We start from the raw sequence: 23,497 nt of genomic DNA, 5'->3' as shown, positions 1-23,497 counted from the left end.
AAACAAAATGAACAAAATAATGGAAATGGCCAAGGAAATACAACACCTCCAGCAAATAACGGAGGAGGCCAAGGAAATACGACACCTCCAGCGAATAACGGAGGAGGTCAAGGAAATACGACACCTCCAGCAAATAACGGGGGAGGTCAAGGAAATACGACACCTCCAGCAAATAACGGAGGAGGCCAAGGAAATACGACACCTCCAGCGAATAACGGAGGAGGCCAAGGAAATACGACTCCACCAGCGACCACAGAACCAAATACTGGCGGTAATGCAGGAGAGGCCCCTGCTAATAATGGACAATAAGAAAATTTTATAAAAAATATTAAAAAGCACTTAAGATTTGTAAAAATTACAATCTTAAGTGCTTTTTTCTTTTAAATGCAGTAACTATGAGACAATGTATTTTAAATATTAAAAGTACCATAGAAGTTTTGAAAATAAATTGAAGGAAAATGATAAAAAATTTGAGACTGGGGTAACGGAGGATAAGCGTGGCTTTGAAAGGTGGTACTACTTGGATGTGCGCCATGATGCCAAAATGAGGGAGTAATTTGACCTGGAATTTGATATTGTTGCCAAGTTGCAGGAAGTTCAATTCCTACATCGGAACTAGCTGTATGAATGGCTGGAACGTGTATCCCAGGAGTCGAGGGAACGACGGCTGTTACTCTTGAAGAGATCCACATAACATAATCACTCCTAAATTGCGATAATAAAGTAGTATATTCTTTTCACACATATAAAGGTACAAATAAATGGGACTTTAGGCTAAAACATACGTATAAAGTTGTAAGACCAATTTAAATTGATTTTGGACCATTTATTATAAAAAGATACGTCTATTTACGGACGGAAAAGGAACGAAGAAACTGTAAAATGGAGGTGTTAATTGCAATAACTTACGTGTTTATGGAGGAATATGAATGGAACGATTATGGACGAAATCATTTATTCAAATGACTTTCGCAATGTTATTTTTATTTACAGGGTTTTATTTACTTGTTCCAACGCTCCCACTTTTTATTAAAGAGATAGGTGGCAATGAATCACAAGTCGGACTTATGATGGGAATGTTTACAATAGCGGCGGTTGTAATAAGACCGATTATTGGAGGGATGTTGGATCAATATGGTAGAAGATCCTTTACTATTTTCGGGCTCATCTTTTTTGGGTTAACGATGTACTCTTATAATTTAGCGACGACTATTATCCTTTTAGCTATTTTACGTGTTATTCACGGAGTAACATGGGCTGTTTCTACAACAGCTATTGGAACAGCGATAACTGATATTATTCCAGATTCACGCCGTGGCGAAGGTATGGGTTGGTATGGGATGGCTATGACGATTGCAATGGCAATCGGCCCAATGATTGGATTATTGGTTGTACAAAATTATTCATTTCACGGCCTTTTCTTATTAGCAACTCTTTTATCCATTATGGCAGTCTTATTATCATTAATGACGAAAATGCCATTCACACCACAAAAAGAAAAAGGGAAAATGCAACTGTTTGAAAAATCCGTACTATCCATTACGATAGTTGTATTTTTTTTATCATTTGCATATGGAGGGATTACGACGTTTTTACCGCTATTTGCATCGTCAATTGATGTGAATCCTGGGACATTCTTTCTTGTGTATGCAATTGCTTTAACAATTGTAAGGCCAATTTCAGGGAAACTATTAGATAAATTTGGAGAAGTATTCATCATACTCCCAGCATTATGCATTACTATTTTAGCTATCGTTGTATTAACTCTTTCAAATGGTTTGACGGGTGTAATGATTGCAGCAATATTATACGGTATTGGATTTGGCTCAGCACAACCAGCTTTGCAAGCGGCGATGCTTACAATTGTTGACCCGAGTAAAAGAGGAGTTGCTAACGCTTCATTTTTTACTGCATTTGATTTAGGAATTGGATTGGGTGCGATTTTACTTGGAGTTGTTTCGCAAATGTTTGGTTACCGTATTTTATTTGCGGGTAGTGCAATTTCAGGGTTAATTGCTTTAATTATTTTTGTCGTTCTTGTAAAACAACGATTAAGTAAAAAAGAATTTGCGTAAACTGGAGGAACAAAGATGAAAATTTCAATTGATGATAAAGCTCTACAATGGTTTAAAGAAGAATTACGTATATCTTTAGAGATTGTTGCAGAGCAACCAGATGGGGAAATCGTGTCAGTTGAGAAGGAAGGCATTCTATTTTTTGTAGATGTTGATGATCTTTGGTACTTTCAAAACTATGATTTAGTTGTAGGTTATCATGAGGAAATGGAAGAAATTTAATTTAATTACGTAAAATAATAACTTTATTAAAAATAAATAAATTATATATGGAAATTATATTTAGAGAATAGTGAAATAAATATAATGCGAAAAGCGAGCTGTATATGAATACAGCTCGCTTTTTTATTTAGTAAAAGCAATTGCAAAGTAGATACATATTTAATGGGATTATATGAATCAACTTTATATTTTGTTTTAAAGATAAATAAAGAGAAGTCTGTCCTTTCTTTATAAAATATGAAAATTATTGTTGAAAAACTGTATTGTTACATCGGTAAAAGTATAGGAAACTTATCATTATAAAATAAATTGAAATCTTCTAAAAACTCTGATACATTGAAATAGAAATGTAGTTTCGCAATATTGTAAAGGCTTACAGTTATGTGCACGAAGATCTATTAGGATTGGAGGAAATAATGATGAAAGCTGAAGAAAAATTTTCCCCGGGATTAGATGGTATAGTGGCAGCGGAGACGAAGATTTCGTTTCTTGACACAGTAAAAGGTGAAATTGTAATTCAAGGGTATGATTTAATCGAACTCTCAAAAACAAAAGAGTATTTAGACATTGTGCACCTTTTATTGGAAGAACATCTACCAAATGAGGATGAAAAAGCAAAACTTGAAAAGAAATTAAAAGAAGAATACGCGGTACCAGAAGGTGTATTTAACGTATTAAAGGCATTACCGAAAGAAACACACCCTATGGATGGATTGCGTACAGGTGTGTCCGCATTAGCTGGTTACGATAATGATATTGAAAATCGCTCGTTAGAAGTAAACAAAAGCCGCGGATACAAATTATTGAGTAAAGTACCAAACATTGTAGCGAATAGTTATCATATTTTAAATAATGAAGAGCCAATCGAACCACTTAAGGAATTATCATATAGCGCGAATTTCTTCTATATGTTAACAGGTAAAAAACCAACTGAACTTGAGGAGAAGATTTTTGATCGTTCCCTTGTTTTATATAGTGAACATGAAATGCCAAACTCTACATTTACAGCGCGCGTTATTGCGTCTACGCAATCCGACTTATATGGTGCTTTAACAGGTGCGGTTGCATCTTTAAAAGGTAGCTTACATGGCGGTGCGAACGAAGCGGTTATGTACATGCTTTTAGAAGCTGGTAATGTTGAAAAGTTTGAAGAGTTATTACAGAAGAAACTATATAACAAAGAAAAAATTATGGGCTTTGGACATCGTGTATACATGAAGAAGATGGATCCAAGAGCATTGATGATGAAGGAAGCTTTAAAGCAGTTATGTGATGTGAAGGGTGATTATACACTGTATGAGATGTGTGAAGCTGGAGAAAAGATTATGGAGAAGGAAAAAGGAATTTATCCAAACCTTGATTATTACGCAGCTCCAGTATATTGGATGCTTGGTATTCCAATTCAACTGTACACACCAATCTTCTTTAGCTCTAGAACAGTAGGGCTTTGTGCACACGTTATTGAGCAACATGCGAACAATCGTTTGTTCCGTCCACGTGTAAATTATATTGGCGAGCGACATGTGCTTAGTAAATAAGAACAACTGGGGAGTTGTTAGCGCCGCCCGCCAGATGGGTGTTTGACCGACACCCATCCTTAATAATAACGAATTTTCGACAGAAAGGGAAGGATAGCATGATTAAAACAAATGAAATTAAACAAAAAGATGCATTATTAGAAGAGATTACCGATTATGTATTAAATAAAGAGGTAACAAGTGCAGAAGCATTTAGTACTGCTCGTTACGTATTACTTGATACACTGGGATGCGGAATTTTAGCATTACAATATCCAGAATGTACGAAATTATTAGGACCAGTTGTACCAGGAACAATCGTGCCAAATGGTACACGTGTACCAGGTACGTCATATGTACTTGATCCTGTGAAAGGTGCATTTAATATCGGCTGTATGATCCGTTGGTTAGACTATAACGATACTTGGCTTGCAGCAGAGTGGGGACATCCATCTGATAACCTAGGCGGAATTTTAGCTGTGGCAGATTATATTAGCCGTGTTCGTATTTCAGAAGGAAAAGAACCGTTAAAAGTACGTGAAGTATTAGAAATGATGATTAAAGCACATGAAATTCAAGGTGTACTTGCTTTAGAAAACAGCTTAAACAGAGTTGGTCTTGACCACGTATTATATGTAAAAGTAGCAACAACTGCAGTAGTTGCAAAAATGCTTGGCGGAACACGTGAAGAAATCTTTAATGCATTATCACATGCATGGATTGATAATTCTAGTCTTCGTACATATCGTCATGCTCCAAATACAGGCTCACGTAAATCATGGGCAGCAGGTGATGCAACGAGCCGCGGTGTTCATCTTGCAATGACTGCCTTAAAAGGTGAAATGGGTTATCCGACAGCATTATCTGCACCGGGCTGGGGATTCCAAGATGTATTATTTAATAAACAAGAATTAAAATTAGCAAGACCACTAGAGTCATATGTAATGGAAAATGTATTATTTAAAGTTTCATATCCTGCAGAATTCCATGCACAAACAGCTGCAGAATGTGCTGTGAAATTACATCCAGAAATTAAAGAAAGATTAGATGAAATTGACCGTATTACAATTACAACTCATGAATCAGCAATTCGTATTATTGATAAAGAAGGTCCATTAAATAACCCGGCTGATCGTGATCACTGCTTACAATACATTACGGCAATTGGTTTATTAAAAGGAGATATCGTTGCGGATGATTATGAGGATGCAGTAGCAAATGATCCACGTGTAGATGAATTACGTAATAAGATGGTTGTTGTTGAAAATAAACAGTACAGTTTAGATTACCTTGACCCGAACAAGCGCTCAATCGCCAACGCTGTTCAAGTTCATTTCAAAGATGGAACTGTAACAGAAAATGTGGAATGTGAATATCCACTTGGTCACCGTTTCCGTAGAGACGAAGCAATTCCAAAAGTTGTTCAAAAATTCACTGCAAATATGGCAGGTCATTATTCTAGTAAGCAACAAGAACAAATTCATGAAGCTTGTTTAAATGAAGAGAAACTAGAAAATATGAATGTAAATGAATTTGTAGATCTATTCTTAATTTAATAATAGGGGGAATTTAGAATGGCTTGGGTTGTGAATAAACAGTCAACACAAGAGGAGCTTGCGAATCGCTTCCGAGCTTTAGTAGAAGCAAATGAAATTTTGCAAATTCCAGGTGCTCATGACGCAATGGCAGCTCTTGTTGCGAAAAATACAGGTTTTTCAGCTCTTTATTTATCAGGAGCAGCTTATACTGCAAGTAAAGGGCTACCTGATTTAGGAATCGTGACTTCTACTGAAGTAGCAGAGCGAGCGAGGGATCTAGTAAGAGCTACAGACTTACCAGTTCTTGTTGATATTGATACTGGATTCGGTGGTGTCCTAAATGTAGCGAGAACAGCAGTAGAAATGGTGGAAGCGAAAGTAGCAGCTGTTCAAATTGAAGATCAACAATTACCAAAAAAATGTGGACATTTAAATGGTAAAAAACTCGTTACGACAGAAGAATTAGTTCAAAAGATTAAAGCGATCAAAGAAGTTGCACCGAGCTTATATATTGTAGCGCGCACAGATGCTCGCGGTGTAGAGGGCTTGGATGAAGCAATTGAAAGAGCAAACGCCTATGTAAAAGCAGGTGCAGATGCAATATTCCCAGAAGCGCTTCAATCAGAAGAAGAGTTCCGTCTATTTAATAGTAAAGTAAATGCACCTTTACTTGCCAACATGACTGAGTTTGGGAAAACGCCGTATTATAGTGCAGAGGAATTTGCGAATATGGGCTTCCAAATGGTTATTTACCCTGTAACTTCACTTCGTGTTGCAGCGAAAGCGTATGAGAATGTGTTTACTTTAATTAAGGAAACTGGTTCTCAAAAAGATGCACTTTCAAATATGCAAACGAGAAGTGAGTTATATGAAACAATTTCATATCATGACTTTGAAGAATTAGATACTGGAATTGCAAAAACAGTATTATCAGAAGATCAATAGATAAAACAACTAAGGCGATGAGAGTACATCTTTGGCAAAATAAACTGCTTGATGTGAAAATTCATCGCCTTCTGTTTTCAAAAATAAGATATTCCACTCATCGTAGACGAGCATATGTAGTAGCAAGTAAGGCCGAAATGATAGGGGGATTCAGATGGAGAAAACGAAGTTACCGTGGGATGAATTTTTTTCACTTAATAAAGATGTGAATCATGCTTTCTTTACGCCAGAAGATTTTTCAGGAGATGAAGATTTAATCGCAAAAACGACAGAACAATTCGTTAAACAAGAAATTGTTCCACAAATGGAGAATATTGAACAACATAACTATAAAGTTTCTCGTCAATTGTTTGAGAAAGCTGGAGAACTTGGATTATTAAGTATCGAAGTCCCAGAAGAATATGGCGGATTCGAATTAGGAAAGGCAGTTTCAGGGCTTGTAGCAGAAAAAATGGGATACGCTGGTGCATTTAGCGTTTCATTTAATATACACGCTGGTGTAGGTACATTGCCTTACATATATTACGGAACGAAAGAACAAAAAGAAAAATATTTGCCGAAAATTGCATCAGGAGAATGGGTTGGGGCTTATGCTTTAACTGAGCCAAATGCCGGTTCTGATGTATTAAGCGCAAAAACGAGCGCAGTATTAAATGAAGATGGAACTGCTTGGAAGTTAAATGGTGAGAAGCAGTGGATTACAAATGCTCATATGGCAGATGTATACGTTGTTTTTGCGAAGACAAATAAAGGAATGACAGCGTTTATTGTCGAAAGAACATGTGAAGGCGTATCCATTGGACTAGAAGAAAAGAAAATGGGGATTAAAGGCTCTTCAACAGCGACTCTTATTTTAGAAGATGTTGTCATACCTGCTGAAAATGTTTTAGGGGAAGTTGGGAAAGGGCATCACGTAGCTCTTAATATTCTTAACTTCGCTAGATTAAAACTTGCCTTTGGAAATATTGGAACAGCAAAGCAAGCAATTGGATTGTCCGTTCAATACGGAAAAGAACGCAAACAGTTCCAAACGGAATTAGTAGACTTTACGATGATTCAAGAGAAAATTGCAAATATGATCATTGCTACATATGGAGCAGAAAGTGCAGCTTATCGTACAGCAGGTGTAATTGATGAAGCAATTCATGAGAGTGATGAGGATCTTATGAAGCAAATGTCTCAATTTGCTATTGAATGTGCACTGAATAAAGTAAATGCTTCTGAAACACTTGGTCATATCGTAGATGAAGCTGTACAAATTCATGGTGGTTACGGTTATATGCAAGAGTATGAAGTAGAACGATTATACCGTGATGCTAGAATTAGTCGTATTTTTGAAGGGACGAACGAAATTAATAGATTAACAGTTGCTAAAATGTTAATGAAACAAATGGAACAAATTGAAGATACTGAAATAGAGATTGATGTAGAAAATGTCGAAAGAAACCATCGTTACATTTTATTAGCGAAAAAATTGTTGAAACAATCTTTGAAAACGCTCTCTAAAACTCCAGGTTTAAAAATTGATCAAGAGCAAGAATATTCACGTGTATTATCAAATATGTTAACGGACGTGTACGTCATGGAATCAGCATTTTTACGTACGAGTAAAGCAATTAGTAAAAATGGTGCAGAAAAAGAGCGTACGAAACAAATGATAACTGACGTTATTTGTGAAGAAGGCTATCGCAAAGTAGAAGAAGCAGTGATTTCTATACTTTCCGCGGCTATTACAGAAGAACAAGATAGACACGTGATTTTAACTGAAATTCGTCAATTACTAGTGCCTTTATACACGAACGTATTTACAAAAAAGAGAGAAATTGCGAAAGCTATTATAAATCGCGGAAAGTATATTGTGTAAATAGGAGGAAAGCGATATGAAAAAGATTGGTTTTATCGGTTTAGGTAACATGGGTCTTCCGATGTCTAAAAATTTAGTTAAATCAAGTTACACAGTATATGGTGTGGATTTAAATAAAAATGCTGAAGCTTCTTTTGAAAAAGAAGGCGGAATTATCGGCTTATCAATTTCAAAACTAGCAGAAACATGCGATGTAATTTTTACAAGTTTACCTTCACCTCGCGCTGTTGAAGCGGTATATTTTGGCGAAGAAGGATTATTTGAAAATAGTCACTCGAATGTAGTTTTAATTGATACAAGTACTGTATCTCCACAGTTAAACAAACAGTTAGAGGAAGCTGCAAAGGAAAAGAAAGTAGACTTTTTAGCAGCACCTGTTAGTGGTGGGGTGATTGGAGCTGAAAACCGTACATTAACATTTATGGTTGGTGGATCAAAAGAGGTATATGAGAAAACGCAATCTATCATGGGTGTACTAGGTGCGAACATTTTCCATGTTAGTGAGCAAATTGATAGTGGGACAACAGTTAAATTAATTAATAACCTATTAATTGGTTTTTATACAGCTGGTGTGAGTGAAGCTTTAACATTAGCGAAAAAGAACAATATGGATTTAGATAAAATGTTTGATATTTTAAATGTAAGTTACGGTCAAAGTAGAATTTATGAACGTAATTATAAAAGTTTTATAGCACTCGAAAACTACGAGCCAGGATTTACTGTGAATTTATTAAAGAAAGATTTAGGGTTTGCAGTTGACTTAGCTAAGGAAAGCGAACTCCATTTACCAGTAAGTGAAATGTTATTAAACGTATATGACGAAGCGAGTCAAGCTGGATATGGAGAAAACGATATGGCTGCCTTATATAAGAAAGTTAGCGAGCAATTAATTTCTAATCAAAAATAAATTATACAAAGGAGAGAATACAATGATTACAACTGAAATTAAACGAGTAAAAAATCATATTAATGGTGAGTGGGTAGAATCTACTGGTACAGAAGTAGAAGCAGTTCCGAATCCAGCGACTGGAAAAATTATCGCTTACGTTCCGCTATCTCCGAAAGAAGATGTTGAAAAAGCTGTTGAAGCGGCAAAAGCAGCATACGAAACGTGGTCTAAAGTACCGGTTCCGAATCGTTCAAGACAATTGTATAAATATTTACAGCTTTTACAAGAAAACAAAGAAGAACTTGCAAAAATCATTACGCTTGAAAATGGTAAAACATTAACGGATGCAACTGGTGAAGTACAACGTGGTATTGAGGCAGTAGAACTTGCAACATCTACTCCAAATTTAATGATGGGACAAGCACTTCCGAATATTGCTAGCGGCATTGATGGATCAATTTGGCGCTACCCAATTGGAGTTGTTGCTGGAATTACGCCGTTTAACTTCCCGATGATGATTCCATTATGGATGTTCCCGCTTGCAATTGCTTGTGGTAATACATTCGTATTAAAAACATCTGAAAGAACGCCGCTTTTAGCAGAGCGACTTGTAGAGTTATTCTATGAAGCTGGTTTTCCAAAAGGAGTATTAAATTTAGTACAAGGCGGAAAAGATGTTGTAAATAGCATTTTAGAAAATAAAGATATTCAAGCTGTTTCGTTCGTTGGTTCTGAGCCGGTAGCTCGTTACGTATATGAAACAGGTACGAAACATGGGAAACGTGTACAAGCGTTAGCTGGTGCGAAAAACCATGCGATTGTTATGCCAGATTGCAATCTTGAGAAAACGGTACAAGGTGTAATTGGATCTGCATTTGCAAGTAGTGGAGAGCGCTGCATGGCATGTTCAGTAGTAGCAGTAGTTGATGAAATTGCAGATGAGTTCATCAACGTACTAGTAGCAGAGACGAAGAAGTTAAAAGTAGGTGACGGTTTCCACGAAGATAATTATGTTGGACCATTAATTCGTGAGTCTCATAAAGAACGCGTATTAGGCTATATTAACAGTGGTGTAGCAGATGGAGCTACTTTATTAGTAGATGGCCGTAAAATTAAGGAAGAAGTTGGAGACGGTTACTTTGTAGGTGCGACAATCTTTGACGGTGTAAATCAAGAAATGAAAATTTGGCAAGATGAGATTTTTGCTCCAGTATTAAGCATTGTACGAGTTAAAGATTTAGAAGAAGGTATTAAACTAACAAATCAATCTAAATTTGCAAATGGTGCAGTTATTTATACGTCAAACGGTAAACATGCACAAACGTTCCGTGATAACATCGATGCGGGTATGATCGGTGTAAACGTAAACGTTCCAGCACCAATGGCATTCTTCGCATTCGCAGGAAATAAAGCTTCATTCTTTGGTGATTTAGGTACAAATGGTACAGATGGCGTTCAATTCTATACACGTAAAAAAGTTGTAACTGAGCGCTGGTTTTAATATAAAGTAGACAGCCAAATCAGTTGTTAAAAGAAAACCACCACTATGAATAGTGGTGGTTTTCTTCTTGTTAATTGCTTTTTTCAAAAGCTAGTTTAATACCAAAACCAATTAAGACAATTCCCGTTAACCCTTGAATATAACGTTGTGTCTTCGGTTTTTTCATAAAAGCACTAATTTTATCAATTAAAAATATATAAAAAGCGAACCAAATAACTGTTAAAACTAGGTAAGTAAGGCCCATTATAAGAAGTTGGATAAACGTATTATGATTTGGATTTAAAAATTGCGGTAAAAATGTTAAAAAGAAGACTGCGATTTTAGGGTTTAATAAATTTGTAAGAAACCCTTGGCGAAAGCAAGAAGTATGCTCGTTTGCGTTATTCAAAGATATATCGTTCGTATTGACGCCTTCTTTATTTCTTACTGCTAAAAGGGCTTTAATACCAATATAAATTAAATATAGAGCTCCAACGTACTTGAAAATAGAAAATAAAAGAGCTGACTTTACAATAAGTGCGGAAAGTCCGATTACTGCTGCTAAAGTATGAATCAATAGTGCAACACATGTACCGAACACTGTTTTCACCCCGCCTACCTTACCAGCAACTAATGTGTTTTTCGTAGCCATTGCAGTATCAGGACCAGGTAAAATAATAAGACAAATAGACATAATGATGAAAAGAAAATAATTTTCAATCATAGTCGCTCCTCCTTCTTTTATTTTTAGAATATTTAATTAAAAATAGTGTAGCACATAATTTGATTTAATAAAATTAAATTTTATTAAAATTTATTAAATAGGAAAAAGGCTATATAGGCGTGTAATTATACGACTATATAGCCTCAATTTTATCCCGTATGAAAGGGCGATTGCTTCTACTAATAATAAGAGGGAGATAAACCCTACTTATTAAATTTTCACTTTACGCATTAAGTAAGTTAAAGAACCTGTTTACATCTTCTTCTGAAACATCACTTAACTGCTTATATTTATAATTTGGATTTTGGTCTTTATCAACGACAACAGATCGTACTCCTTCAAAGAAATCTTCATGTCTCATGAAGTTTTTAGCAAGTACAAGGTCAGTAGCGAAACATTCTTCAACGGACTTATCTTGTCCATCAATAAACTGTTTTAATGTTACTTTTAGTGAAATAGGAGATTTTGATAATAACGTTTCTTTCGCTTTTAAAGCAAAGGAACTTTGATCTTTCTCTAATGAATGAATAATTTCTTCAATTGTATCGAATGCAAAATGTGAATTAATTTCTTCTAATGAAGGAGCAAGCTCGCTTTCTAATGTTGGAGCAGTTGCAAATGTACGAATGACTTCTTTTAAATGAGTATGTACATCATCTTCTTTATGCCAATTTACACTTTCCAGTTCAGCAAGGAAATTTGGTAATGAATCAGATGCCATAAAATAATCAGCAGCGTTTATAAATAATACGTCAGAAGCTTTTAAAATAGATGCTGTTAAAGCGACATAGCGGCCAGCATACCCTGGAGCTTTATTCAAGAAATAAGCAGCACCGACGTCTGGGAAGAAGCCAATATTCATCTCTGGCATTGCCCATTTCGTACGCTCAGTTACAATTCGGTATTTCGCACCATTTGTAAGACCGACACCACCACCCATTACAATTCCATCTAAACAAGCGATAATCGGTTTTTTATATTGATAAATATATGTATCAATTTCATACTCTTCTTCAAAGAAACGTTCCGCATGCTGCAATGCAGCTTCATTTGAACGTGCTTCATAAAGAGTTTTAATATCGCCACCTGCACAAAAACCTTTTGTGCCAGCTCCTTTTAATACGATAAGCGCAATTCGCTCATCATTTTCCCACTCTTTCAGTTTTTGCCCAATTGGTTGCAACATGTCATAAGATAAAGAATTAAGTGCTTTTGGGCGGTTTAAAGTAATTGATGCAACGCCGTTTTCGCTAACAGAAAATAAAACGTGTTCAGTCATAATTCATCCTCCCTTACATATCTTCTTATTCTTAATTCTTTATACGTACTGAAATGTCCTTTATAAATTTTGTCTAAAGTTGGCGGTATATGTTAATTTGTTCACTGCATATTTTGACGAGTTATATTTGCAGGATTTTGGAGGTTGAAAATGAATATTACAACATTACTGTAATTGTAATTATTTGAAGTTACCATGATAAACACGCTATTATATATGTGTAAATTGTACATAATCACTTCGAAAAGAGTATTTGAAGTGATTATAATGAAAGAAAAATTGCTTTTCATTAGAAATAGAGAAAGGAGAAATCGGAATGCCAGTACCTTTACTATTGTCGGTGATTATTTTGTCTTCTTTAATGATAGGGATAACGCAGTATTTTCATCATACAGATACGACAGAGGAAGTGAAGGATAAAGTACGACTTGTATTTCCGATTTTTATCATATCTATTTCTTTTTGCATTTTATTAAATAAAGATGGGTACATTGTTGCAGTATTTTCATTTTTTGTAGCGATTGTTTTCATTACAGTTTTATATTATGTAATGAAAGACTTTATCCAAAAATAAAGATGTCGTATGAGACATTTTTATTTTTGGAAAAAATAAAATTTCACATACCGTATTATATGTGAAAATAAAAAAACATATCGCAATAGAAAAGTATGTACTTTACCGTGTATTTACTTGTCAATCTTGCATAGCCAATATACTATTAATAGTGTAGAGATTAGAAAAAGGGGTTGTATCTATCATGAAATTTGAGATGCACACAAAAATTATTTCAAATGAAAAAGAAGTAAGATTACATATAGAAGAAAACATATTTCAATTAAAATTGGATGGTTATCACTTATTTACAGTTCAAGAAATATTACCTTTATATAAATCAAATGAAGAAAGAATCGGTAGTGCAATGATACAAAAGTTAGAATGGGAGAACGGAAAAACTACAATAAACTATCAACTTGTATCACTAAATTCAGTAAATTAAAAGGAGCAGGAAACCATGAAGTTATTTCATACAGCCGATTGGCATTTAGGAAAGCTTGTTCATGGCGTGTATATGACTGAAGATCAAAAGATTGTACTAGATCAGTTTGTACAAGCTGTTGAAGAAGAAAAACCAGATGCCGTAATTATTGCAGGGGATTTATATGACCGAGCAATTCCACCTACAGAAGCAGTAGACTTATTAAATGATGTGCTGCAAAAAATAGTGATTGATTTACAAACACCAGTTATTGCAGTTGCTGGGAACCATGATAGTCCAGATCGTATTCATTTTGGAAGTAGTTTAATGAAGAAACAAGGATTATTTATTGTGGGGCAATTTCAATTTCCATATGAGCCGATTATATTAAATGATGAATATGGGGAGGTTCACTTCCATCTCATTCCTTATGCGGATCCAAGTATAGTTAGACATGTATTGAAAAACGAAGACGTACGTTCTCATGATGATGCGATGCGTATTTTTATGAATGAGCTATCTGAAACGATGGATAAAGAAGCTAGACATGTGTTTGTTGGTCATGCATTTGTAACTTCTGCTGGAGAAGCGGAAGAGAATACAAGTGATGCTGAACGACCGCTTTCAATTGGTGGTGCTGAATACGTGAATAGTCATTATTTTGATAAGTTTCATTACACAGCGCTTGGACATTTACATCAAGCGCATTTCGTACGTAATGAGACAATTCGATATTCCGGTTCGCCACTTGCCTATTCTATTTCTGAAGAAAAACATAAAAAAGGATATTATATTGTGGAACTGAACGAGCAAGGTGAAGCAACAATTGAAAAAAGGTTACTTAATCCACGCCGTAAAATGCGAACAGTAGAAGCGAAAATAGATGAATTGTTACAACATCCAGTAAGTGAAGATTACGTGTTTGTAAAATTATTAGATGAAAATCCTGTCTTGCAGCCAATGGAAAAAATACGCTCTGTTTATCCAAATGCAATGCATGTTGAAAGAGCCATTCAAAGACGAGAGTTCACTGAGTCAAATGAAGTAACTGTTTCAAGACATAAAATGGATGATTTATCATTATTAAAGGCTTTTTATAAAGAAATGAAAGGCTTAGATTTATCAGAAGAGAAAGAACGTCTATTTGTAGAAGTATTACAAACAGTGCAAGAACGGGAAGGTGAACGAGGATGAGACCGATTCAGCTTATTATGACGGCATTTGGCCCATATAAACAGAAAGAAGTAATTGATTTTGACGATTTGGGAGAGCATCGTATTTTCGCCATTTCTGGAAACACGGGCGCTGGAAAGACAACGATTTTTGATGCGATTTGTTATGTTTTATATGGCGAGGCAAGCGGAGAAGAACGAAGTGATACGAGCATGCTCCGCAGTCAATTTGCTGATGATAATGTGTATACAAGCGTAGAATTAACCTTTCAGTTAAAAGGGAAACGTTATGAAATAAAACGACAACTGGGACATAAAAAACAAGGGAACAAGACGATTACGGGACATGCAGTAGAATTATATGAAGTAATTGATGAAGAGAAGATTCCGGCTGTTGATCGTTTCCATGTGACGGATGTAAATAAAAAAGTAGAAGATTTAATTGGTTTAAGTAAACATCAATTCAGCCAAATTGTTATGTTACCGCAAGGGGAATTCCGAAAACTATTAACATCTGAGACAGAAAACAAAGAAGAAATTTTGCGTCGTATTTTTAAAACAGATCGTTATAAGTTAATGCGTGAGTTACTTGACCAAAAGCGAAAACAATGGAAAGACGTCTTACAAGAAAAACAGAAAGAGCGAGAGCTATATTTCCGTAATGTTTTTAAATTACCAATTCGAGATGGAGCATTATTAGAAACTTTAGCGGAACAAGAGCATGTAAATACACATCAAGTAGTAGAAGCATTAGAACAAGAAACAGCTGTGTATAAGGCAGAGGTTGAGCAATTACAAGTAGAACAAGATGTTCAAACGAAGCAATTAAAGGATGCTGAAACACGTTTTCATGCAGCGAAGTCTGTAAATGAGAAATTTATAGATTTACAACAAAAGAATGAGAAATATAATACTTTACAAGAAAACCGTTCAGTAATTGAAATGAAAGAAATATCTTTTAAGCGTGCGGAACAAGCGAAGCGCTTATTACCATTTGAACAATGGCACGAAGAAGCGATGGAAAATGAGCAGAAAGCTGAAAGTTTGTTAAAACAAATTATCGCTAAAAAAGAAAATATAATGAATAATTTTGAACTTGCTCAGGAGAAATATGAAGCAGTAAAGAATAAAGAACCTGAGAGAGAAAATGCAAAAAAACTTGTTCAAAGATTAGAAGAGTTACAACCGATTATTGCATCATTAGCTGAGAAACAGTTGAATTTACAAAATGCAGAAATTCAACTAGGAAAATTAAAAGAAAGTATGCAAAACTTAGATCGACAATTAGAAGAGCATACAAATCAAAAACAGCTAATGTCTGGTGAATTACAGCAATTAGAGCGAGCGCTTGAACGATATGTAGATAAAGTAGAAGAACTAACGAATATGCGAGAAGATGCAAAAGTTTTAAAGCAAGCATATGATGTATGGCAAGAAAAACAAAAATTCGAGCAAGAAAAAGAAACTGCATTTACTAAGATGCAAGAGACAGTTCGTGCATATGAGAATATGGAACGTCGCTGGTTAAGTGAACAAGCTGGTATATTGGCTCTTCATCTACATGATGGTGAATCTTGTCCAGTATGTGGCAGCACGAACCATCCGAAAAAAGCTTCAGAGCAAAGTGATGCCATTAATGAAAAAGAGTTAAATGATTTAAGAGACAAGAAGAATATTGCCGAAAAATTACATGTGCAAGTAGAGGAGAAATGGAATTTCTATCATCTTCAATATGAACAGATAATAGAAGAAGTTAAGAAGCGAGGCTACCAATCGGAAGAATTAGTTGAAACATATAGTGCGCTTGTTCAAAAAGGAAAACAATTAGCAACTGAAGTGAATACGTTAAAAGCAAGTGAAGAAACGCGTAAGCAAACAGCTGTGAAAATAAAAAGCATAGAAGAAAAAGTAGATGCACTTCAGAAACAAAAACATGAGGTAGAAACAGAACAGCACCGTATAGAAATGGATTGTATGCAGCTTCGTACGTCATATGAACATGATAAGAAAAACATTCCTGAAAACTTACAAACAGTCCAAGCTTGGAAAGTTCAGTTTGACCAAGCTATGCATGAGCTCAAATTAATGGAGGACGAATGGAAGAAAGTGCAGGAGGCGTATCAACATTGGCAAAATGAAAATATACGTATTCAAGCAGAACAGGAAGGTGCTTCTAATCAATTTGAAAGTGCAAAATTGAAGAAAGAAGAGACTTTCACGCGCTTTATGAAAGAGCTTGAACAGAGTGGATTTACAAATCAAATTACGTATAAAGAAGCGAAATTAAGTGATGCCGAGATGGATATGTTACAAAAAGAAATTCAAAGCTATTATTCATCTCTTGAAGTACTTGCAAAACAAATTGAAGAGTTACATGCTGAATTAAAAGATAAAGAGTATATGGATATTACGGCGTTAGGTGAACACATTAAAGAATTAGAAATTAACCTTGATATCATTAAAGAAAAACGTCAACGTGCGCAAAATGCGGTAACATATATTTCTGATTTACATGAAAATATTAGACGTATCGATGAGCAAATTCATGAGGAAGAAAAAGCTTTCCAAGAACTTGTTGACTTATATGAAGTAATGAAAGGTGATAACGAAAGCCGTATATCATTTGAACGTTACATCTTAATTGAGTATTTAGAACAAATTGTTCAAATTGCAAACGAACGATTACGTAAATTATCAAATGGACAATTTTATTTAAAACGAAGTGAACGAGTTGAAAAGAGAAATCGTCAAAGTGGATTAGGGTTAGATGTATACGACGCATATACTGGCCAAACACGCGATGTAAAAACATTATCTGGCGGCGAGAAGTTCAATGCCTCACTTTGCTTAGCGCTCGGCATGGCAGACGTGATTCAAGCGTATGAAGGCGGTATTTCAATCGAAACGATGTTTATCGACGAAGGATTCGGTTCATTAGATGAGGAGTCATTAACAAAAGCGGTTGACGCCTTAATTGACTTACAAAAATCAGGCCGATTCATTGGTGTAATCTCACACGTTCAAGAGCTGAAAAACGCAATGCCAGCTGTATTAGAAGTAACGAAGCAGAAGGATGGATGTAGTCAGACAAGGTTTGTGGTGAAGTAAGTTCAATTGTAATTCATATTATTTGTGATTCTTTAGTATAGAACTTTTGATAAAATAAATGCCTCCTCTGTATTGAGGAGGCATTTATTTGTTATTCAAAATTAGATAATTCATCTATGAGTTATCTGTAGACGGCGGCGTATTTTCCAAACGGTTATAAGTTTTAAAAGCCGAAATTGCCGATATAACACCACCTACTAAAAATAAAGCCGATCCACCGACCAAAATGATACGACTGACATATGTTTCGCGCGCTTCTTCAACTTCTTCTTGTAGCATTGTTGGCATTTGAAATCCCCCTTAACAACATTTATTTTGTAGATAGTATATACAAATGCCTAAAATATGTTAAAATCACTGGATAGTGTTAGGAGGAAGTGAATAGTTACATGTGAATTGTTTGAAAAATCTTCATTACAAATTTATGCGAACTTCACATAGAGCACATATTAACATTGTATTATGTATATGTACCAAATAAATAAAGTGAATTGTATTTCGTTCTGTTTTTAAAAATTTAAAATTCTATTATTTTTATATAAAGGTTTCACATCGGAGTTTTAAATATTTTGGAAATAGATCTAAATAAAAGGAATTCATATAAAAGGGGAATGTCTTATGACAACATATACGAGTGAAATGAGAAAAAGTTTAGTTTCAGAAGAAGATGTAGATATTTTAAAAATTATGGCGCACCCAATCCGATTACAAATTGTAAATGAATTAAGTACGAGAAAAACTTGTAACGTAACACAACTAACAGAATTACTAAATATTCCACAATCGACTGTTTCGCAACATTTATCAAAAATGAAAGGTAAAGTGTTACGAGCTGAGAGAAGAGGTTTAGAAATTTATTATCATATTAATAATTTAAAAGCGAGTAAGATTGTAAGTGTTTTAGGATATATAAACTAATGAAGTATTTTCATATAAAATAGCCGCTGCTGATGAGCAGGGGCTATTTTGTGTTGTTTTATCCCGCGTTAACGGACAGTAAAACTCCCATCTCAAAATTCAGTTGGAGCAAAGAAGTTAGATGGGAGTCGGGCTGTCCGTAAACGTCCGATTGGTTCAACTAATAATCAGTGGGGGATGAACAAAACCCCCACTGATTAAAGTTTCACTTTATGTATTCGTATTTAATATTTTATAGTTTTTATGATTTACAATTGTTCGTTCAAATTCAAAAGTACCACCGCTTACATTTGTAATTTCAACTAAGACCGATTCAGTATAAAGTTTTAGTACAGATCCTGTAATCTTTAAATTGTTTCGTTGAAAAAGTATAGTATCCCCTACGTTTGCTTTCATAGTACCTCCTCATTAAAGACAGAAATATTTTTTATTATATATATTAAACCACGTATAAGTATATTAGTGAATATTTAGTTTTATTTATCAAAAAAATATTTGTTGTCTATGTGTGCAGAATGAAAAGAAGTTTTAACAAAACGTATTAAAAATGCTTTCATTATGATGGAATTTGTAGAGCCGATTGTTACATTTGAAGAAACAATGATAAACGTATAAAGAAAGTCAGGATTATGAATTGACCTAATAAAACCGTCTCTTTAATGAACATTAAAGAGACGGTTTTATTGTTTCATTTTTTAGAAAGGGTTCAAAAACAAATGTGAATCAAACTTATACAAACCAATTTAAATAACTGTTACGTATTTAATAAGTAGTTTTTTGTATTTCATCCTTCGTTTTCTGTAACTGATTCCATGTTTTTGACGCTCTGTCTTGTAAGTGCTTACATAACTGAAAACATCTTATACAATGAAGGTGTTAAATCAAAAGAGGTGACCAAAATGAATATAAAAAAACAAGACTTAGCGAAAAGCATTGAAATAGAAAGAGGAGGCGGAAAGGTATGAAAAAATCAGCTGTTAATCCATGGCTTGTTGTCCTTGGTACAGTCATAGTTCAAATGGGACTTGGAACGATATATACATGGAGTTTATTCAATCAGCCTTTAGTTAGTAAATACGGTTGGAGTCTTAACGCGGTTGCGATAACTTTCTCAATTACTAGTCTTTCCTTAGCATTTTCAACTTTATTTGCAAGTAAATTACAAGAAAAATGGGGACTTCGTAAACTTATTATGATAGCTGGACTAGCATTAGGACTAGGATTAGTACTTAGTTCACAAGCTTCTTCGTTAATATTGCTTTATGTACTAGCAGGAGTTGTTGTAGGTTACGCAGATGGTACAGCTTATATTACTTCACTATCTAATTTAATTAAGTGGTTCCCTGAACGTAAAGGTTTAATCTCTGGTATATCTGTAGCTGCATATGGTACAGGTAGCTTAATTTTCAAATATATAAATGCAAAGTTAATCGATTCAGTTGGTGTATCGCAAGCGTTTATATATTGGGGTTTAATTGTTACAGCTATGATTGTCCTTGGAGCTTGTTTAATCCATCAAGCTGCTGATCAAGGTGCAGTTCAGGAAACAAACACTCATGAATATACAATGAAAGAAATGTTAGGCACAAAACAAGTATACTTATTATTCATCATGTTATTTACATCATGTATGAGTGGCTTATACTTAATTGGTATGGTAAAAGACATTGGTGTTCAACTTGTAGGGCTTAGCGCAGCGACAGCAGCTAATGCGGTGGCTATGGTTGCAATATTTAACACATTAGGTCGTATTATTCTAGGACCGTTATCAGATAAAATCGGCCGCTTAAAAATCGTTACGGGTACTTTTGTGGTTATGGCGAGTTCGGTATTAGTTCTAAGTTTCGTAGATTTGAATTACGGTATCTACTTCGTATGTGTAGCAAGTGTAGCGTTTTGCTTTGGTGGAAATATCACGATTTTCCCAGCTATTGTTGGTGATTTCTTCGGTATGAAAAACCATAGTAAGAATTACGGAATTGTGTATCAAGGATTTGGATTTGGAGCGCTTGCAGGTTCCTTTATCGGTGCACTTCTAGGTGGATTCAAACCAACCTTTATGGTGATCGGTGTATTATGTGTCGTGTCATTCATTATCGCAATTTTAATTCAAGCACCTAAACAGAAAAAAGAACAAGAAGAAGAGTATCGCAGTGTAGCATAAGTATATAAATCTTCTATAACACTATAGTTACGAAAAAGCATCCTGTTAAATAGGGTGCTTTTTTTGAGTTATTTTAACAAGGTTAAATTATTTTTTATTTTTTTTGATATAAAAGTGAGTGAAATGTCCATTTGGATTATATTGGAATATAATAAATCAATACATCATATTCGAAATATGTATTAAATCTTAAATAATAAAGAAAATATGCATTGATGTTTGCAAGATATATTTTCAGAAAAATATTGAGAAAATAAATGCTCGATTTTTTGTTAAGGCTTTGTAACTGAAGGGATCTCCAGTTTATCATCTTCAATTTTTACAAAGAGGAGTAAGAATTAAAGTATTAATGTAAGTATTTATTAATACTTTTAGATGTAATTGTATTGAAAAGCACTAAAGTTTTTTGTCTGAAAAATAAAAATAGGTTGACAAGTTTATTGAGAAAGATTATCATTTCGGTGTAAGAACGTTAAATGAAAAACATTATCAATGAATAATATTTTAATGAAAAGTACACTTGACCAATTAGTTTAGTAAGTGTATTATTTTTTGCATCGATAATGATAATCATTATCATTTTTTGTTTAATTAGATTGATTTTTAAATGAAAGGATAGAGGAAATGAACTTAGGGGAATTTGATGGGAAAACTGTTTTAGTAACAGGTGCAGCTCAAGGTATAGGTAGTGTTGTTGCCAAACTGTTTTTAGAAAGAGGAGCTACAGTTATTGCGGTTGATCAAAATGAAGAGGGATTAAACGAACTCTTAAATGAAATACATTTGAAAACGTTTTGCTTAGATGTGAGTGATAGTACTGCAGTTGAACAGATGGTAAATGATATTGAAAATGAAATAGCGCCAATAGATATATTAGTAAATGTTGCAGGGGTTTTACGTATGGGAGCGATTCACTCGTTAAGTGATGAAGATTGGAATAAAACGTTTTCTGTAAATTCTACAGGAGTTTTCTATATGTCCCGAGCAGTAAGTAAACATATGATGCAAAGAAAGTCAGGGGCAATTGTTACAGTTGGTTCAAATGCAGCAAATACGCCGAGAATGGAGATGGCTGCATATGCTGCATCAAAAGCTGCTACGACGATGTTTATGAAATGTTTAGGATTAGAACTTGCAGCGTACAACATTCGCTGTAACGTAGTTTCTCCAGGTTCTACTGAAACTGAAATGCAAAGGCTACTATGGGCTGATGAGAATGGAGAAAAAAATATAATTGCTGGTTCTCAAAGTACATATAGACTTGGTATACCGTTACAAAAAATTGCACAGCCTTCAGAAATTGCTGAAGCAGTATTGTTTTTAGCTTCAGATAAAGCTAGTCATATTACAATGCATAATTTATGTGTTGATGGCGGAGCTACATTAGGCGTTTAATAAAAAATTCAGGGGGTTACTATACAATGAAGGAATTTACGGCTGTAAAGGAACTGTCAGAAAAATTACTAGAAGATTATAAGACTGAATCTTCATTCTTTTTCGCTTCACCAACTCGAACGATATTAGCAGAAGGAGAGTTTACTACAGTAAAGCATCATGAAATTGAAAGTTTCCCAGAGCTTGTACAAGCAGTATTATGTAATGCAAAACAAGCCGGAAATCCGAATCCTATCGTTGTCGGTGCTTTGCCATTTGATCGTAGAAAAGAAGTCCAACTTATCGTACCAGAATATAGTAGGACTTCTGAGCGATTACAATTGGATACAACAAATCAGTTTGAAATAAATGAGAACTTAACATTCGAAATGACGCCTGTACCAGCGCCTGAAGTGTATATGAATGGTGTGAAGCAAGGAATTGCAAAAATAAAGGGCGGGGATTTAAAGAAAATCGTTCTATCCAGATCGTTAGATGTTAATTCTTCCGAAAAGATTGATAAGCAAAAACTTCTTCGAGAATTAGCAGCGCATAATAAGCACGGATATACATTTGCTGTGAATTTATCGAAAGATGAAAATGAGAATAGTAAGACGTTAATTGGAGCGAGCCCTGAATTACTCGTCTCACGTAATGGTATGCAAGTTATTTCTAATCCGTTAGCTGGTTCAAGGCCACGTAGTGAGGATTCAGTTGAAGATAAGAGAAGAGCAGAGGAATTACTTTCTTCTCCAAAAGATTTACATGAACATGCGGTAGTAGTAGAAGCAGTTGCTGCAGCGCTTCGTCCGTACTGTCATACATTACATGTTCCGGAAAAGCCATCCGTTATTCATAGTGAAGCGATGTGGCATTTATCTACTGAAGTGAAAGGTGAATTAAAGGATCCGAATACTACTTCTTTGGAATTAGCAATTGCTCTTCATCCGACGCCAGCAGTTTGCGGCACACCGATGGAAGAATCGAGAGAGGCGATTCAAAAAATTGAGCCATTTGACCGTGAATTCTTTACAGGAATGCTAGGGTGGAGTGATTTAAATGGAGACGGTGAATGGATTGTTACAATTCGTTGTGCTGAAGTACAAGAAAATACACTCCGTTTATATGCAGGAGCGGGCGTTGTTGCTGAGTCAAAACCAGAAGATGAATTAGCAGAAACATCAGCTAAGTTCCAAACAATGTTGAAAGCTTTAGGATTAAATGATAGTTCACTTAATGAAAAGTAGGGGG

21 protein-coding genes and 1 pseudogene are annotated in these 23,497 nt (G+C 34.9%); 17 read left to right on the top strand and 5 right to left on the bottom strand.

Going from position 1 to position 23,497, the window contains the following annotated elements; genetic code table 11:
- A pseudogene (locus tag MR083_RS14880) lies at nucleotides 1-309 on the top strand (penicillin-binding protein); the annotation flags it as partial.
- A gap of 101 nt (nucleotides 310-410) precedes the next feature.
- On the opposite strand, the gene MR083_RS14875 reads toward MR083_RS14880, so the two are convergent.
- A complete protein-coding gene (locus MR083_RS14875) occupies nucleotides 411-692 on the bottom strand; it encodes a hypothetical protein (RefSeq protein ID WP_000265000.1) in 282 nt (93 codons plus the stop codon).
- A 237-nt stretch (nucleotides 693-929) separates the two neighbouring features.
- On the opposite strand from MR083_RS14875, the gene MR083_RS14870 reads away from it, so the two are divergent.
- The 8 genes from MR083_RS14870 to MR083_RS14835 all read left to right on the top strand — a co-directional run bounded on the left by MR083_RS14870 (nucleotide 930) and on the right by MR083_RS14835 (nucleotide 10,551).
- A complete protein-coding gene (locus MR083_RS14870; protein WP_000440678.1) occupies nucleotides 930-2,075 on the top strand; it encodes an MFS transporter in 1,146 nt (381 codons plus the stop codon).
- Nucleotides 2,076-2,090: 15 nt separating this feature from the next.
- Nucleotides 2,091-2,297 carry a HesB/YadR/YfhF family protein gene (locus MR083_RS14865; RefSeq protein ID WP_242269515.1) on the top strand — a complete coding sequence of 69 codons (207 nt, stop codon included), beginning with the start codon at nucleotides 2,091-2,093 and terminating at the stop codon, nucleotides 2,295-2,297.
- Nucleotides 2,298-2,713: 416 nt separating this feature from the next.
- The gene (gene mmgD, locus MR083_RS14860) at nucleotides 2,714-3,835 is read left to right on the top strand and encodes a citrate synthase (RefSeq protein WP_041184530.1); all 1,122 of its coding nucleotides are present in this window, start codon (nucleotides 2,714-2,716) and stop codon (nucleotides 3,833-3,835) included.
- Between the two features lie 98 nt (nucleotides 3,836-3,933).
- Nucleotides 3,934-5,370 carry a 2-methylcitrate dehydratase gene (gene prpD, locus MR083_RS14855; protein WP_000598132.1) on the top strand — a complete coding sequence of 479 codons (1,437 nt, stop codon included), beginning with the start codon at nucleotides 3,934-3,936 and terminating at the stop codon, nucleotides 5,368-5,370.
- An 18-nt stretch (nucleotides 5,371-5,388) separates the two neighbouring features.
- The gene (gene prpB, locus MR083_RS14850) at nucleotides 5,389-6,297 is read left to right on the top strand and encodes a methylisocitrate lyase (RefSeq protein WP_000312650.1); all 909 of its coding nucleotides are present in this window, start codon (nucleotides 5,389-5,391) and stop codon (nucleotides 6,295-6,297) included.
- Between the two features lie 154 nt (nucleotides 6,298-6,451).
- Nucleotides 6,452-8,161 (top strand): acyl-CoA dehydrogenase family protein, encoded by a 1,710-nt coding sequence (locus tag MR083_RS14845; protein ID WP_242269514.1) that lies wholly within the window; start codon nucleotides 6,452-6,454, stop codon nucleotides 8,159-8,161.
- Nucleotides 8,162-8,177: 16 nt separating this feature from the next.
- Nucleotides 8,178-9,068 carry an NAD(P)-dependent oxidoreductase gene (locus tag MR083_RS14840; RefSeq protein ID WP_242269513.1) on the top strand — a complete coding sequence of 297 codons (891 nt, stop codon included), beginning with the start codon at nucleotides 8,178-8,180 and terminating at the stop codon, nucleotides 9,066-9,068.
- Between the two features lie 22 nt (nucleotides 9,069-9,090).
- The gene (locus MR083_RS14835) at nucleotides 9,091-10,551 is read left to right on the top strand and encodes a CoA-acylating methylmalonate-semialdehyde dehydrogenase (protein WP_000633360.1); all 1,461 of its coding nucleotides are present in this window, start codon (nucleotides 9,091-9,093) and stop codon (nucleotides 10,549-10,551) included.
- Between the two features lie 70 nt (nucleotides 10,552-10,621).
- Here MR083_RS14835 and MR083_RS14830 read toward each other — a convergent pair whose 3' ends face one another.
- Nucleotides 10,622-11,254, bottom strand: coding sequence for a LysE family translocator (locus MR083_RS14830; RefSeq protein WP_000572338.1), 633 nt, complete (start codon nucleotides 11,252-11,254; stop codon nucleotides 10,622-10,624).
- Nucleotides 11,255-11,477: 223 nt separating this feature from the next.
- Nucleotides 11,478-12,533: an enoyl-CoA hydratase/isomerase family protein gene (locus tag MR083_RS14825; RefSeq protein ID WP_242269512.1), complete on the bottom strand. Its 1,056-nt coding sequence runs from the start codon at nucleotides 12,531-12,533 to the stop codon at nucleotides 11,478-11,480.
- Between the two features lie 316 nt (nucleotides 12,534-12,849).
- On the opposite strand from MR083_RS14825, the gene MR083_RS14820 reads away from it, so the two are divergent.
- From MR083_RS14820 to MR083_RS14805, 4 genes are all read left to right on the top strand, one after another.
- Nucleotides 12,850-13,107 carry a hypothetical protein gene (locus MR083_RS14820; protein WP_001145040.1) on the top strand — a complete coding sequence of 86 codons (258 nt, stop codon included), beginning with the start codon at nucleotides 12,850-12,852 and terminating at the stop codon, nucleotides 13,105-13,107.
- Between the two features lie 184 nt (nucleotides 13,108-13,291).
- Entirely contained in the window at nucleotides 13,292-13,531 is a 240-nt protein-coding gene (locus MR083_RS14815) for a DUF2584 domain-containing protein (RefSeq protein ID WP_000667348.1), read from the top strand.
- Between the two features lie 15 nt (nucleotides 13,532-13,546).
- Nucleotides 13,547-14,704 (top strand): exonuclease SbcCD subunit D, encoded by a 1,158-nt coding sequence (locus MR083_RS14810; RefSeq protein ID WP_000765139.1) that lies wholly within the window; start codon nucleotides 13,547-13,549, stop codon nucleotides 14,702-14,704.
- Complete coding sequence (locus MR083_RS14805; protein WP_242269511.1) at nucleotides 14,701-17,790, top strand: AAA family ATPase; 3,090 nt, start codon at nucleotides 14,701-14,703, stop codon at nucleotides 17,788-17,790. Before MR083_RS14810 ends, MR083_RS14805 begins: the two co-directional genes overlap by 4 nt.
- 114 nt (nucleotides 17,791-17,904) lie before the next feature.
- Here the strand turns inward: MR083_RS14805 and MR083_RS14800 are convergent, their stop codons facing one another.
- Complete coding sequence (locus MR083_RS14800) at nucleotides 17,905-18,078, bottom strand: hypothetical protein (RefSeq protein WP_001142748.1); 174 nt, start codon at nucleotides 18,076-18,078, stop codon at nucleotides 17,905-17,907.
- A 330-nt stretch (nucleotides 18,079-18,408) separates the two neighbouring features.
- On the opposite strand from MR083_RS14800, the gene MR083_RS14795 reads away from it, so the two are divergent.
- Nucleotides 18,409-18,708, top strand: coding sequence for an ArsR/SmtB family transcription factor (locus MR083_RS14795; protein WP_000214798.1), 300 nt, complete (start codon nucleotides 18,409-18,411; stop codon nucleotides 18,706-18,708).
- 210 nt (nucleotides 18,709-18,918) lie between these two features.
- Here the strand turns inward: MR083_RS14795 and MR083_RS14790 are convergent, their stop codons facing one another.
- Complete coding sequence (locus tag MR083_RS14790; RefSeq protein WP_000646794.1) at nucleotides 18,919-19,104, bottom strand: YkvS family protein; 186 nt, start codon at nucleotides 19,102-19,104, stop codon at nucleotides 18,919-18,921.
- A 565-nt stretch (nucleotides 19,105-19,669) separates the two neighbouring features.
- Between MR083_RS14790 and MR083_RS14785 the strand changes: the two genes are divergently transcribed.
- The 3 genes from MR083_RS14785 (at nucleotide 19,670) to dhbC (ending at nucleotide 23,493) form a co-directional block, all read left to right on the top strand.
- The gene (locus tag MR083_RS14785) at nucleotides 19,670-20,872 is read left to right on the top strand and encodes an L-lactate MFS transporter (RefSeq protein WP_000747888.1); all 1,203 of its coding nucleotides are present in this window, start codon (nucleotides 19,670-19,672) and stop codon (nucleotides 20,870-20,872) included.
- 624 nt (nucleotides 20,873-21,496) lie between these two features.
- Nucleotides 21,497-22,267 carry a 2,3-dihydro-2,3-dihydroxybenzoate dehydrogenase gene (dhbA, locus tag MR083_RS14780; RefSeq protein ID WP_242269510.1) on the top strand — a complete coding sequence of 257 codons (771 nt, stop codon included), beginning with the start codon at nucleotides 21,497-21,499 and terminating at the stop codon, nucleotides 22,265-22,267.
- 26 nt (nucleotides 22,268-22,293) lie between these two features.
- On the top strand, nucleotides 22,294-23,493 hold the full coding sequence (gene dhbC / locus MR083_RS14775; protein WP_242269509.1) for an isochorismate synthase DhbC: 1,200 nt from the start codon (nucleotides 22,294-22,296) through the stop codon (nucleotides 23,491-23,493).
- Nucleotides 23,494-23,497 lie beyond the last annotated feature (4 nt).

The sequence above is a fragment of the Bacillus cereus group sp. BfR-BA-01408 genome, from assembly GCF_022663305.1.
GTDB classification, from domain to species: domain Bacteria; phylum Bacillota; class Bacilli; order Bacillales; family Bacillaceae_G; genus Bacillus_A; species Bacillus_A pacificus.
The sequence above is the reverse complement of the archived record's forward strand: the minus strand, read 5'-3'. Positions and strand labels throughout refer to the sequence as shown.

What these genes read in the sequence shown, in the direction of transcription:
- MR083_RS14875 (WP_000265000.1), bottom strand. Translation starts at nt 692, where the DNA reads ATGTGGATCTCTTCAAGAGTAACAGCCGTCGTTCCCTCGACTCCTGGG.
- MR083_RS14870 (WP_000440678.1), top strand. Translation starts at nt 930, where the DNA reads ATGGAACGATTATGGACGAAATCATTTATTCAAATGACTTTCGCAATG.
- MR083_RS14865 (WP_242269515.1), top strand. Translation starts at nt 2,091, where the DNA reads ATGAAAATTTCAATTGATGATAAAGCTCTACAATGGTTTAAAGAAGAA.
- mmgD (WP_041184530.1), top strand. Translation starts at nt 2,714, where the DNA reads ATGATGAAAGCTGAAGAAAAATTTTCCCCGGGATTAGATGGTATAGTG.
- prpD (WP_000598132.1), top strand. Translation starts at nt 3,934, where the DNA reads ATGATTAAAACAAATGAAATTAAACAAAAAGATGCATTATTAGAAGAG.
- prpB (WP_000312650.1), top strand. Translation starts at nt 5,389, where the DNA reads ATGGCTTGGGTTGTGAATAAACAGTCAACACAAGAGGAGCTTGCGAAT.
- MR083_RS14845 (WP_242269514.1), top strand. Translation starts at nt 6,452, where the DNA reads ATGGAGAAAACGAAGTTACCGTGGGATGAATTTTTTTCACTTAATAAA.
- MR083_RS14840 (WP_242269513.1), top strand. Translation starts at nt 8,178, where the DNA reads ATGAAAAAGATTGGTTTTATCGGTTTAGGTAACATGGGTCTTCCGATG.
- MR083_RS14835 (WP_000633360.1), top strand. Translation starts at nt 9,091, where the DNA reads ATGATTACAACTGAAATTAAACGAGTAAAAAATCATATTAATGGTGAG.
- MR083_RS14830 (WP_000572338.1), bottom strand. Translation starts at nt 11,254, where the DNA reads ATGATTGAAAATTATTTTCTTTTCATCATTATGTCTATTTGTCTTATT.
- MR083_RS14825 (WP_242269512.1), bottom strand. Translation starts at nt 12,533, where the DNA reads ATGACTGAACACGTTTTATTTTCTGTTAGCGAAAACGGCGTTGCATCA.
- MR083_RS14820 (WP_001145040.1), top strand. Translation starts at nt 12,850, where the DNA reads ATGCCAGTACCTTTACTATTGTCGGTGATTATTTTGTCTTCTTTAATG.
- MR083_RS14815 (WP_000667348.1), top strand. Translation starts at nt 13,292, where the DNA reads ATGAAATTTGAGATGCACACAAAAATTATTTCAAATGAAAAAGAAGTA.
- MR083_RS14810 (WP_000765139.1), top strand. Translation starts at nt 13,547, where the DNA reads ATGAAGTTATTTCATACAGCCGATTGGCATTTAGGAAAGCTTGTTCAT.
- MR083_RS14805 (WP_242269511.1), top strand. Translation starts at nt 14,701, where the DNA reads ATGAGACCGATTCAGCTTATTATGACGGCATTTGGCCCATATAAACAG.
- MR083_RS14800 (WP_001142748.1), bottom strand. Translation starts at nt 18,078, where the DNA reads ATGCCAACAATGCTACAAGAAGAAGTTGAAGAAGCGCGCGAAACATAT.
- MR083_RS14795 (WP_000214798.1), top strand. Translation starts at nt 18,409, where the DNA reads ATGACAACATATACGAGTGAAATGAGAAAAAGTTTAGTTTCAGAAGAA.
- MR083_RS14790 (WP_000646794.1), bottom strand. Translation starts at nt 19,104, where the DNA reads ATGAAAGCAAACGTAGGGGATACTATACTTTTTCAACGAAACAATTTA.
- MR083_RS14785 (WP_000747888.1), top strand. Translation starts at nt 19,670, where the DNA reads ATGAAAAAATCAGCTGTTAATCCATGGCTTGTTGTCCTTGGTACAGTC.
- dhbA (WP_242269510.1), top strand. Translation starts at nt 21,497, where the DNA reads ATGAACTTAGGGGAATTTGATGGGAAAACTGTTTTAGTAACAGGTGCA.
- dhbC (WP_242269509.1), top strand. Translation starts at nt 22,294, where the DNA reads ATGAAGGAATTTACGGCTGTAAAGGAACTGTCAGAAAAATTACTAGAA.